The following is a 12,292-nucleotide window of genomic DNA, read 5'->3' on the forward strand; positions in this document are numbered from 1 at the left end:
CGTCAGTGGGTGAGCATCTATAAATTGTCATATTTCAGTCATATGACACTGTTAGGTTGACGTGGTTTGCTGACCTGAATCGGCGACGGGGTCTTTTGTCCCGCGCTTTACTGGGAAATAAGGAAAGATCATGAAGAAAGTATTTAAGAGAGCATCCCTGACGTTATTAATCGGCGCTTTGGCAAGTAGTGTCGCCAATGCTGAAACTTTACGATTGCTGACCTGGGGCGGTTATGCTCCGGATGAAGTGGTGGCGCAGTTCGAGAAGGAAACCGGCATCGACGTGGAAGTCACCAAATCCAACAACGAAGATATGATCTCCAAACTGCGCGCCACCGGCGGCTCCGGGTTCGATCTGGCGCAGCCGAGCCAGGATCGCGTCACCAGCGCCCAGGCGGATTTCAACATCTACAAACCCATCGACCTGTCTAAAATCGACGCTGACAAATTCATTCCCTCCATGCTGGAAGCGACCCGCAAGAACACGCAGCTGGACGGCAAAGTGTACGGCGTTCCTCACGTGTGGGGCACCAGCGGTCTGATCGTCAACCGTAAAAGCGCGCCTGCTGTGGCGGACTACACCGACCTGTGCGCAACGGGCCTGAACGGCGACGTATCCTACCGCTTGAAGCGTCCGACGCTGATCGGATTCGCCTTCGCGATGGGCGAGGACCCGTTCTCCGCCTACAGCGACAAGAACAAATACCAGGCCATTCTGAATAAAGTCGAAGAAAAGCTTATTTCCTGCAAAGGCGCGGTGAAAACCTACTGGAGCGGCGGCGACGATCTGCTCAACCTGATTCGCTCCGGCGAAGTCAAAGCGGCCATGGCCTGGGATTCCGGCGGCTGGAAGTTGAACAGCGAAATGCCGGACGTCACTTTTGTGGCGCCGAAATCCGGGGCGCTGGGCTGGATCGACACCTTCGCGCTGCCGCGCAAAACCAAAGCGGAAGAGGCGGCTTACAAATGGATCAACTTCGTCATGCGTCCGGACATCGCTGCGAAGATCACCGAATCCGCCGGTAACTTCACGGCGTCCAAAGGCAGTGACGAATACGTCAACGCCACCCTCAAAAAGCAGTTCCAGGAAAGCTTCTCCGCGCAAGCCGTGGATAACATCAAATGGTATCCGCCGGTGCCTCCCGGCCTGGAAGAGATGGAAGGCAAGGTTCTGGATCGGGTGAAAGCCGCGAGACTGTAATCTCCGTTACTCTGTCGTCATAACGAAACTCCCGCCACGATGCATTCGCATTGTGGCGGGCTGCTTTTTTCTGGCGCGGTCGACAATGGTAAGCCCGGTTGAAGACTCTGTCGTTGGGCGCGCCTGCCGTCGCCATGCGTCGATCAACTTCAGTGTGTAAGTACGCCTATGTCCGATCCAGTCACTACTTCTTTTGACCTTGAGTGTCGCAACGTCAGTAAGAATTTCGCTGCGTTTACCGCCGTGGACGACGTGTCCTTCCAAATCCCTCAAGGCAGCTTTTTCTCTATTCTGGGCCCTTCCGGGTGCGGCAAGACTACTTTGTTGCGCATGTTGGCGGGATTTCAACATCCGGATTCAGGGGACATCCTTATCAAGGGGCGCTCCGTTCTGGATACGCCGCCGAACAAACGGCCGGTGAATATGGTGTTCCAACACCTGGCGTTGTTCCCCAACATGACGGTGGCGGAAAACGTGGCTTATGGCTTACGCCGTAGAAAAGCGCCGCGTCATGAGATTGAATCGGCGGTGACGGATATGTTGGCGCGGGTAGGGCTGCCGGACTCGGGCGGCAAGCGTATTGAGCAGTTGTCCGGCGGACAAAAGCAGCGTATCGCCATCGCCCGTTGTCTGGTGCTGAAGCCGGATGTTTTGCTGCTGGATGAACCGCTGGGGGCGCTGGACTTGAAATTGCGTGAGCAAATGAAAGTAGAGCTGAAACACCTGCAGGAAAAGTTCGGCACCACCTTTGTCTATATCACCCACGACCAATCCGAAGCATTGGTGATGTCCGACCATATTGCGGTGATGAATAAAGGGCGATTCGAGCAAGTCGGCACGCCGCAGGAACTGTATTACCAGCCTGATACGGCCTTTGTCGCCAGCTTTGTCGGCGACAGCAACTGCTGGCGCGGAACCCTGATCAGCCGTGACTCAGAAGGCGCGGTCATTCGCACGGCGAGCGGCTTGCAGTTTCATGTGGAGGGGGCGCTGGCGAATCTGCAGCAAGGACAGGAGGCGCAGGTTTACTTGCGGCCTGAGGCGGTGAAAATCGAATTGACGTCCCCCACGTCGCATGGCGATGCAAGCCTTGGTTGCGGAGGGGAAAACCGTTTCGGCGGCGTGGTGGACGCGGTGTTGTTCGATGGCGCCCGCAGTCAGGTGCAGGTGAGCCTGGATCAATCCAGCGAGTCCATTTCCGTGGCGCTGCCGCAAACGCCCATGTTCCACAATATTGGTAAAGGCCAGCGGGTGCAGTTGTCCTGGGCGGCTGGCCAATGTAGCTGTTTTCCAGCGTAAGGGGACGCCATGAAACCCCAACACTTCAAATTCGGTCTGGCGTTGCTGCTGACGCCGATTCTGCTATGGCTGACACTGCTGATTGCGCTGCCTCATGTGGATATGGCGCTGATCTCTCTGCGTGAGCGCGTGTCCGCCGGGACCTACGCATTCAGTTGGAGCAACTATACCGCCTTCTTCACGGAGCCCCTGTATTGGCGCACTTTCGCGCGCACGGCGGTGATGTCGATCATGGCGACCGCGTTGACGTTGCTTATCGCATTTCCGATTTCGTTTTACATCGCCAAGGTGGCGCGGGGCAGACTGCGGCCATTGCTGTTTCTGTTGTGTCTGGTGCCGTTCTGGGTCAGTGAGCTGGTGCGGACCTACGGTTGGATGATCCTGTTGCGGGAAACCGGCGTGCTCAGCTCCCTGCTGCAATGGCTGGGCTGGGTGGACGGCCCGGTGGAGATGTTGTATCAGGACGCCACCATCATGGTGGGACTGGTGTATACCTCCATGCTGTTTATGGTGGTGCCGCTGGTGTCGACTTTGGATAGCCTCGACGACAGCCTGATTGAAGCGGCTTATGACCTGGGCGCGGGGCACTGGCGGGTCATGCGCGATGTGGTGATTCCCCATGCGGCGCCCGGCATCGTCAGCGGTTGCATCGTAGTGTTTATGCTGACGCTGGGTAATTACCTGACCCCGACTTTGCTGGGCGGCAAAGACAGTCTCTGGTTCACCGAACAGATCTACACCCAGTTCATTACCCGTTTCAATTGGGAGCAAGGTTCCGCTTTTGGAATATTGCTGCTGATCCTGTCTTCGTTGATTGTCTGGATTGGGTTGCGCCTGTCGCGCCAGTCATTCACCAAAGTGATGAGCTAAGGAGTTTTTCATGCTGGCTTCAATCCCATCCAGCCGTTACTTCCGCGGCGCTTATCACGCCTATGTGGCGGCGTTCTTTGTTTATCTGGCGGCGCCGCTAACCGTGGTGGCGGTGTTTGCGTTCAATGACTCTCTGTTTCCGGCGATGCCCTGGAAAGGCGCAACCCTGGGCTGGTTTCTGGGAGAAAAATCGCCCCAGCTTGGTATCTTTCATGACACCGAATTGCTGGAGAGTATTCTGGTGAGTTTGCAGGTGGCGGTGTGCACCACGGTAGTCAGTCTGGCGCTGGCCACCTGCAACGCGTTTCTGTTTGAGCGCCATGACTTTCCCGGCAAAAATCTGCTGTATGTGCTGATGCTGACGCCCCTGGTGATCCCCGGTGTGATTCTGGGGGTGTCAGTCCTGGTGTTCAGCAGCAGCATCGCCAACTGGGTGGAGGAAACTTTCTCCTATGATCTGGAAGTGCTGCGGCCAGGACTGGTCCTGGTAGTGATCGGGCAGTTTGCATTTATCACCACTATCGCCACTCTGGTGATTTCAGCGCGGCTGCGCAAGTTCGACGTCAGCCTGGAGGAGGCGGCGCTGAATCTGGGAGCGTCGCACTTTGACGTATTGCGCACCATTACGCTGCCGTTCCTGAAGCCGGCGCTGGTCGGCGCCGGCATCGTCAGTTTTCTGATGTCCTTCGAAAACTTCAACACCACGTTGATGCTGGTGGGATCGGACGCGCCTTTGACCATCGCCATGTTCGACCGTTTGCGGGAAGGTTCAACGCCGGTGCTGAACGCGGTGTCTCTGTTGTTGATGGCGGGGTCCGGCGGACTGGCTGCGTTGTCGATCTTCGTGCGGCGTAAGGAAAACTAGTCGGCGGCTGACGGCGGAGAAGTGAATATAAGGGGAAAACCAGTTTCCCCTTGGCGGGGTGGCTAATGTCGCCACCGGGAATGTAAAAGGCGTAAAAAAAGGCTGCAAAGGCAGCCTGAATGTCGCTCTAAAACTTGGTGATCGCTGTTTAAGGAAGCCGAATGTTTACAGAGCCTTCTTCTCAGTGGCCGAACCGCGTGGAAATCCTTTCCGGCCACTGTTGGAATCAGTGTAGAAGGGGATCGTTGCAGACAGATGACAGGTCAGGAAACCTGTTTTCTTATCAAATCCCTGAACTTGTCGTCCTTATCAGCGAAGCGGCGCGAGGCCTGTTGGTCCACTTTTTCCCATAACGCCTGCTGTGCGGCGCTCAATTCCAGACGTATCTGCTCGCGTCCGCTGACGTCTGTATCCGTGACGGCGTGCTCCAGCAGATTCAGGTCGTTGGCGTCGCCCAGGCCTTCGGTGACTTTTTTCAGGCCGTTGTGAAGGCGGCGCAGCGATTTATTCCAAACGGGCTTGATCACGCGCAGCGCGTACATCAGGTCCTTCAGCCGCTTACGCAACTCATGACGGTCTTCCGCGTCGATGCCTCCCCGAACCCGCCGAAACTCGGCTTGGCCTTGCCGATACAGGCGCGCCAGACGCATGCAGAACCAGTCGGCGTCAATGTCGCCGGACCAGGGACGCTGTTGCAACAGGTCTTTGTGTTGCAGCAACAGGCAGTTGGCTTCTTGTAGCCGCGTTTGGGTCTTTTCCTGGTCTGGCGGCGGCGCGCGCTCCGCTTCTTCCTTAATGAGCACGCCGATTTTATCGATGTCCGGGTGTGACGGCAGGGAGGCTGCGAATTCGCTCCAGACGTTGACCATGACAAAACGGTCGCGGTGTGGGGCGAGAATATGGGCGGTGGAGCTCAGCGTCTGTCTCAGGTCGTCGTGGACCTCAAGGCAAACCGGCTTGAGCAGTCTTAACAGTGCGCGCAATTCCTTGATCAACTTGCGGGCGTTGTGCACCGCGGAGTCAAAGTCGAAACGGGTTCTGATCAGCTCCAGCGCCAGGTCGTTGATCAGGCTCTCCAGATAGCGCTGCAGCTCCTGCTCCAGTGGCTTGTCGAAACGCGTTTGATAACGCATAAGAGTGTGATTTCCAGAGTTAAACAAGTCATTCCTTTAGGGCGTTCCCAGAGCAACGATATCACCCCGCGTGGCGGGCTGTCTGCATGAGACTATACTTAAGGTGTTTCTTCTCAGACCATGACACCGACTAACGGGGCCGGCTACATGTCGTTGTATTTGACAAAGGCGCGTCAAGCAGTAGGGTGCGCCTTGTGCCTGATTCTGCTCAGCGGCTGGGCTGCAGCGGTGGAATATACTCTGGTGACAGGGAAGGATTCATATCCCCCTTTCAGCGGGGAAGATCTGCCTAATGGCGGTTTGGTGACGGAGATTATTCAAGCCGTCCTGGCGCGCAGCGGCGTGGGCGTCAAGATCGAATATCTGCCCTGGAACCGGGGGTTTCGTCTGGCGGAGGCGGGAGACGTGCTGGGTACATTTCCCTATGTCAAAGACCGCGATCGCTTGGACGCCTTTCACTTTTCTTCGCCTTTGTATGTGACGGTGGAGCTGTTCTTCGTTCGTCGCGACGAGGATATCAAGTATGCGAGCGATGAAGATCTTGCCGGGCTGGTGCTATGCCGTCCATTGGGTTATAGCCTGGAGAGCGTACAACCGTTGCTGGATAAGGGCGTCGTCAAGCTTTGGACTCCCAATGACCTGGAAACCTGCTTCCAGCTGCTGGAAAGCAAACGCGTGCATCTGGTGCCGATTGGGGTGAGAGTAGGGCGCTCGACCACCGAGCGTCTGTTCGGAGACTCTGAACATTTCCGGGTACTCTCCAAACCCTTACAGGTCAACGGTTTACACCTCATCATTTCCCGCCGTCGCGCGGACGCGAAAACCATTATGACGGACTTCAATAAAACGCTGTCGGAGATGTGGAAGGAAGGGGTGATCAGAAAGATTTACGACAAGCACCACACGCAGATGCCGACGGATGAACTGTTAAAAGCGGCGCCTTAGGCGCCGCGTGTCAGAATGGCTAGCGACAATCCGCGCAGAGCAACACACCCTTCTGTCCTGGAGAAGGCAATTCAATCTCGCTGTCAGAAGAACTCATGGATAAGTATCCGCCTCTGGCGTTGGAAATACCTTTCGGCCAGGAGTAGGTCAGGTCGACGGCGCAAGCGCCGCCGGGAGGCAACTGCATGGCGTACTGGCCGTTACTGGCGTTGCTGATGCAAGTAGACGACAGGCCGTAGGTCCCCCAGCTTCTTTTAGCGACAATCTCATCCACATAGAGGAGTTGCAGTGCGAGGTTGGCGTTCTTGCCGCCCTGGTTGGCGAACGTCAGCGTGCGGCTGCATTTCTTACCGGGGTTGCATCCGTCCAGCATGATTTCACCCACACCGGCGCTGTTTACGTCCAACCCCTCAACCGTTACTTTTGAACTAAGGGTCGGTTTGAACTCAGGGCTGAAGAACGTCAGATTGCTGGCGCGATCCCGGGTTCTGATGCGGACTTTGTAGGTCGCATCCGGCTTCCAGGTCCAGTTCGCGGCGAACACAAGCGAGTTGGTTCCACTCTTCTGAGCGTAGTTGGGCGTAAGATTGGTTACCAGAGTATTACCCTGGTATAAATCCAGGCTCACCTGACTGCTCTCGCCAGTCCAACGCCAGATGACGCTCAGCTTTTCCCCGGAAGAGACGGGAGGGACGATCAGCATTTCCGGCTTTTTCAGCTCAAAAGCTGGGCTCAGGCTCTTTTTACCTGGGTTCAGGTTGTCGCTGACGCGGATTTTGTACTCGCCCACCTGGTTGTAGGTCGCGTTCCAAACCAGGGAGTTGACGCCGTCGTTAAGCCCGCCACTGGATGTGATCGTCTTGATTTTGGCTTCATTGCTGGCTTTGACCAGATCTACGGAAGCGTAGCTGCCTGCGTCAAAGCACTCGGCGCGCCAGCTGATTGGCAGCTTTTGCCCAACGAAAGCCGGATTCGCCGCACTGACGTCACTGATGCTAGTGGGGCAGGGCGGTTCTCTGTCCCAGGTGGCGGTAATGTCGTAGGCGACGCCATTGAGCACGTCCAACTGGCCGGAATATTCCGAGTTGGTGGAACGGTCCGCAGTGACAGAAGTGGCGTTTTCAACGCTGACGTACCACTCGCCATAGGTCAGGTTGTCGATCTGCAGCGTCTTGTAGTTCCCGGCGTCAGTGAGCGCCACATCGGCGTTACTGGCGAAGGCGGGCTCGCCTTTTTTCAGATACAGGTTAAAGTCGTAGCCATACTCGCCGTTCAGCTCGATGGTCAGGTACTTCTTGCGCGGATCTTCAACGTTGATCTTGAAGTGGTGATACTGCTTGTCGCCGATCTTGATATGGCTGGCGTCGTAGTGCCCGGTGTTCTCATCCATATAGCGAGTGCGCCCGTTTTCCAAATCGCCTTTGATGCGCACCTGGGGCGTATAGCTCCCGTCCAGACTGCCTTTGATCGCCAGCGCGTACATGGCTTTCGTCAACTCCTCGGCTTCTTCCTGGTGGCTAAGCTCAGGATGTCGACCGCTCAGCACTAAGGTTCCGCTATGAGGATTATTGGGATCGCGCCAGCTCCAGACCGCTGGATATTGGTTTGTCCACCCCAGTATCTCGACGCCTTCAGGATACTGGTTGGACTGTGATTTGAATATGTAACCACCGCCTAAGCTCATAATATTGGGAACTTCTCTATACCCGAGCGCATCGGCAATGGTGTCCGTCAGGTACACTGTCTCGGAGGAGTCCGGCAGGGGCAGGCTTTGACCGGGATATAACTTCAAGCTGCTAGCGTCGTCATCCGCTAGGCCGGCTCCAGCACAAAAGCCTGTATATCCGCCACCATTTTGTATGAACTGCTGGATATTCTGGGCGCCGGTGCGTAGAACGGGACTGGTGGAGCCTTTCAGGAGTCTGGCGTGAACGCTACCGCCACTCGGCTTTGTTGGTGTCCTTAAAAATGAAGCCGCGCCGATATTCAACATACGATAACGGGGCGCGCCATCGGGATACAGAAGACGACCATTAAGATCGATATCCGAGCCAATGAACTTCTCTACGAAGGCTTGTCTGTCTTCCTCGTCCACTTCACCGGTCAAGATGTCGTAGGCGCGATAACTCAACGTCTCATAGGACAGACCAAGGGACTCAAAGTGTCTGGCAGGCGAGGCGGAAATGCCGGGGCCGCCGTCGATCAGGACGTCTTTATAAAAGCCCTCTCCCGCCGGAATGGGGATATTGGTCAATTGGTCTGCGTTGGCCTGACTGGCGAGGAGCAGGGAGGAAACGAGTATTTTCAGCGGTAGTCCAACCGCGTTTTTATAAGAGCGTGCTTGCATAATGATTCCCTAAATTAAGCAATGAAGATATCAACCGTCGATGTCTTAGCAGGCTGGCGCCGGTACGTGAGAGATCTCTCGATTGGGTTTCAGCGCTTTCAATGATAGGGAGGGCGAGAGCGGCGGGATTGTAAAAATATGACGTTAGTTACAGGTCGGTGATCATAGAGCAGGAAAGGCGGGTTTAAGGCCCGCCGATACGGAGTGTTCAAAAGAGTGATGCGAAAGAGGACTATTAGAGCGCCAGTAATCCCTGTTTGCTCAACCAATCACGCACCGCGAGGCCGGCGCCGAAGTTCCAGGGTTTGAGTTTTTCCGGCGGGATGCGTTTGTATTCGGCGAGTTCGTCGCCCAGTTGAATATCCCCATTACAGCGGACATGGAACGCCAGGATCAGTTGGTTCTGCTCATGGAACGCGTAATAGCCGATAAAAGTGGCGCTTTCACCGGTCAAGCCAAGTTCTTCGGAGACTTCACGCAGGGCGCAGCGTTCAGGCGATTCCCCTGACTCCAGAAAACCGGTTTGGATGGACAGCATGCCTTGCGGCCAGGTTTTATTACGGGCGAGGATGATGTCGCCCTCATGCTCCACCAACATCGCTACGACCGGCGTCGGGTTGTCCCAGTGCACAAAGTCGCAGCCATCGGAAGCGCAGCAGCGCCGCGCTTTACCGTCTATTTGACGGGTAGTGAGGTTGTCGCCGCAGAGAGGACAGAAATGGAAGTTCATGGCCGCCGGCTCCAGGCTGAACGGTCGGCGGCGTCAGTCATGAGAGTCACCCTCCTCTTCCTCGCCATGTTGCGGGCAGCTGAAGCTGCGCAACGTTACCTCTCCATCCACGGAATGGAGATGGATATCGAAGCCCCACAGGCGGTGGACGTGACGCAGTACTTCATATACGTCTTTTTCGTACAGAGGGACGCGATCAAAGGGCGTATGCCGCAGCGTCAACGAACGATCGCCGCGTACGTCCACGTCCCATACCTGAATATTCGGGTCGCGATAGCTCAGGTTGTACTGTCGCGCCAATTGCTCGCGCACGGCGCGATAGCCGTTGTCGTCATGAATGGCGGTGACGTGGTACTCGCTGTCCATCTCGTCGTCCAGAATATTGAAGAACTTGAAGTCGCGAATCACTTTCGGCGACAGGAACTGCAGGATGAAACTCTCATCCTTGAAGTTGCGCATGGCGAAGTGCAGCGTCTCCAGCCAGTCTGAGCCGGCGATATCCGGGAACCAGGCTTTGTCCTCCTCGGTGGGCTCCTGACAGATGCGTTTGATGTCCTGGAACATGGCGAAGCCCAGCGCATAGGGGTTGAGGCCGCTGTACCAGGGGCTGTCGAAAGGCGGCTGATACACGACGGAAGTGTGGCTTTGCAGGAATTCCAGCATGAAGCCGTCGGTGACCAGCCCTTTGTCGTACAGGGTATTAAGCAGGGTGTAGTGCCAGAAGGTGGCCCAGCCCTCGTTCATGACCTGCGTTTGGCGTTGGGGATAGAAATACTGCGCGATCTTGCGCACGATGCGCACGATTTCCCGCTGCCAGGGCTCCAGCAGGGGCGCGTTTTTCTCAATGAAATAAAGAATGTTTTCCTGTGGCTCCGAGGGAAAACGGCGTTTCTTTTGGGCTTCTTTCTCCCCGGGTTTGGAAGGGATGGTGCGCCACAGGTCGTTGACCTGCTTCTGCATGTACTCTTCCCGATCCCGCTGCCGGCGTTCTTCTTCCGCTGCGGAAATGGGAGCAGGGCGTTTATAGCGGTCCACTCCATGGTTCATGATGGCGTGACAGGAGTCCAGAATCTGCTCCACCGCTTCGACCCCATGACGCTGTTCGCACTGGGCGATGTAGTTCTTGGCGAAGATCAGGTAGTCGATGATCGCGCTGGCGTCAGTCCAGGTGCGGAACAGGTAATTGCCCTTGAAAAAGGAGTTATGTCCGTAACAAGCGTGGGCGATAACCAGCGCCTGCATCATCACGGTGTTTTCTTCCATGAGGTAAGCGATGCAGGGGTTGGAGTTGATGACGATTTCGTAGGCCAGACCCATCTGGCCCCGTTTGTAGAGTTTCTCTGTCTGCAGAAACTGCTTGCCGAACGACCAGTGGTGATATCCCACCGGCATGCCCACGGAAGAGTAAGCGTCCATCATCTGTTCGGCGCTGATGATCTCTACCTGGTTGGGGTAGGTATCCAGCCCATACTCTTCCGCGCATTTGCGAATTTCTTCGTCATAACGGTTGATCAGCTCGAAGGTCCATTCGGAACCTTCGGATATAGGCCTGCGATCCGCAGGCGGAGCGGCGTTGGTATGTTCAATCGCTTCAGGCATAGTCCACCTGCTTTTGGAACAGCTTGCGGAATACCGGGTAAATATCGCCTACATCCATAATCTGTTGCATGGAGAAGCGTTCCCGGAAGGCTTCGGTGAGCTTTTCATACTCATGCCAGAGCATTTGGTGCTCGTGGGGCGTTATTTCGATGTAAGAATAATATTGCACATAGGGAAGGATGGACTCCGCCAGCAGTTTGCTGCAGCGGGGGGAGTCGTCGTTCCAGTTGTCGCCGTCGGAGGCTTGCGCGGCGTAGATATTCCAGTCCTCGGTAGGGTAACGCGCCTCCATAATCTCCCGCATCATCTGTAGCGCACTGGAGACGATGGTGCCGCCGGTTTCCCGGGAATAAAAGAACTCTTCTTCGTCCACTTCTTTGGCGCTGGTGTGGTGACGGATGAACACTACTTCGATCTTTTCGTAATTGCGCTTCAGGAACAGGTACAACAGGATGAAAAAGCGCTTGGCGATATCCTTGTGGGTCTGGCTCATGGAGCCGGACACGTCCATCAGGCAGAACATGACCGCCGCGGTGGCCGGTTGCGGTTGCTTGACGTGCTGGTTGTAGCGGATGTCGATCTCATCGATGAAAGGAATGCGCTGTACGCGGCCTTTCAGGCGTTTGATCTCTTCTTCCAGCGCGCGAATCTGATCTTCTTTGCTGAATACGGGGTCCGGGGTCTCCGGCGTGCGCTTCAGCGCCTCCAGTTGCTCCTCCATGTCGGAAATTTTTTTGCGGGTGTTGCCGGACAGGGCCAGACGGCGAGCGTAGGCCCCACGCATACTGCGGATGACGTTGATTTTGGCCGGGGTGCCGTGAGTGGTGTAACCGGCGCGAACGAATTTGTAGTTGGAGGTGTCTTTCAGTTGCTTCTGCACCAGATTGGGCAGGGCCAGATCCTCAAACATGAAGTCCAGAAATTCTTCCTGGGAAATCTGAAAAACAAAATCGTCGATGCCTTCGCCCTGGTTGCTGGCTTTGCCCTGACCGGAGCCGCCTCCACCGCCGCCCCCTGGCGGCCGCGGGATGCTGTCCCCGGTGACGAACTCTTTATTGCCGGGATGGGTGACGGAGCGGCGTCCTCCCTTACCGTGTCGGAACGTCGGCTCGCCGATGTCCTTGCTGGGGATGGAAATACTCTCCCCGCGGTCAATATCGGTGATGGACCTTTTATTGACCGCATCCGCCACCGCTTTCTTGATGTGCTCGCGATAGCGGCGCAGGAAGCGCTGTCTATTGATAGCGCTCTTGTTCTTGCCATTGAGTCGACGGTCGATGATGTGGGTCATACCCATAATGGA

The 12,292-nt window shown here is 56.0% G+C and carries 10 protein-coding genes; 5 read left to right on the top strand and 5 right to left on the bottom strand.

Translation table 11 applies throughout. From position 1 onward, the window contains the following. Positions 1-130 precede the first annotated feature (130 nt). The 4 genes from HCH_RS06620 to HCH_RS06635 all read left to right on the top strand — a co-directional run bounded on the left by HCH_RS06620 (position 131) and on the right by HCH_RS06635 (position 4,235). Positions 131-1,201, top strand: coding sequence for an extracellular solute-binding protein (locus HCH_RS06620; RefSeq protein ID WP_011395402.1), 1,071 nt, complete (start codon positions 131-133; stop codon positions 1,199-1,201). A gap of 168 nt (positions 1,202-1,369) precedes the next feature. Then, on the top strand, positions 1,370-2,500 hold the full coding sequence (locus tag HCH_RS06625) for an ABC transporter ATP-binding protein (protein WP_011395403.1): 1,131 nt from the start codon (positions 1,370-1,372) through the stop codon (positions 2,498-2,500). A gap of 9 nt (positions 2,501-2,509) precedes the next feature. Continuing rightward, positions 2,510-3,370: an ABC transporter permease gene (locus HCH_RS06630; protein ID WP_011395404.1), complete on the top strand. Its 861-nt coding sequence runs from the start codon at positions 2,510-2,512 to the stop codon at positions 3,368-3,370. 10 nt (positions 3,371-3,380) lie between these two features. Continuing rightward, the gene (locus HCH_RS06635) at positions 3,381-4,235 is read left to right on the top strand and encodes an ABC transporter permease (RefSeq protein ID WP_011395405.1); all 855 of its coding nucleotides are present in this window, start codon (positions 3,381-3,383) and stop codon (positions 4,233-4,235) included. 263 nt (positions 4,236-4,498) lie between these two features. On the opposite strand, the gene HCH_RS06640 is transcribed toward HCH_RS06635, so the two are convergent. Beyond that, positions 4,499-5,368, bottom strand: coding sequence for a CHAD domain-containing protein (locus HCH_RS06640; protein ID WP_011395406.1), 870 nt, complete (start codon positions 5,366-5,368; stop codon positions 4,499-4,501). A 120-nt stretch (positions 5,369-5,488) separates the two neighbouring features. On the opposite strand from HCH_RS06640, the gene HCH_RS06645 reads away from it, so the two are divergent. Then, entirely contained in the window at positions 5,489-6,313 is an 825-nt protein-coding gene (locus HCH_RS06645) for a substrate-binding periplasmic protein (protein WP_011395407.1), read from the top strand. A gap of 19 nt (positions 6,314-6,332) precedes the next feature. On the opposite strand, the gene HCH_RS06650 is transcribed toward HCH_RS06645, so the two are convergent. The 4 genes from HCH_RS06650 to HCH_RS06665 form a co-directional block, all read right to left on the bottom strand. Further along, positions 6,333-8,660 (bottom strand): PPC domain-containing protein, encoded by a 2,328-nt coding sequence (locus HCH_RS06650; RefSeq protein ID WP_011395408.1) that lies wholly within the window; start codon positions 8,658-8,660, stop codon positions 6,333-6,335. Positions 8,661-8,895: 235 nt separating this feature from the next. After that, the gene (locus HCH_RS06655; RefSeq protein ID WP_011395409.1) at positions 8,896-9,390 is read right to left on the bottom strand and encodes an NUDIX domain-containing protein; all 495 of its coding nucleotides are present in this window, start codon (positions 9,388-9,390) and stop codon (positions 8,896-8,898) included. A gap of 33 nt (positions 9,391-9,423) precedes the next feature. Continuing rightward, positions 9,424-10,989, bottom strand: coding sequence for a SpoVR family protein (locus tag HCH_RS06660; protein ID WP_011395410.1), 1,566 nt, complete (start codon positions 10,987-10,989; stop codon positions 9,424-9,426). After that, on the bottom strand, positions 10,982-12,280 hold the full coding sequence (locus HCH_RS06665) for a YeaH/YhbH family protein (protein ID WP_202945335.1): 1,299 nt from the start codon (positions 12,278-12,280) through the stop codon (positions 10,982-10,984). The genes HCH_RS06660 and HCH_RS06665 overlap by 8 nt, the downstream gene beginning before the upstream one ends. Positions 12,281-12,292 lie beyond the last annotated feature (12 nt).

The sequence above is a fragment of the Hahella chejuensis KCTC 2396 genome (assembly GCF_000012985.1).
GTDB classification, from domain to species: Bacteria; Pseudomonadota; Gammaproteobacteria; order Pseudomonadales; family Oleiphilaceae; genus Hahella; species Hahella chejuensis.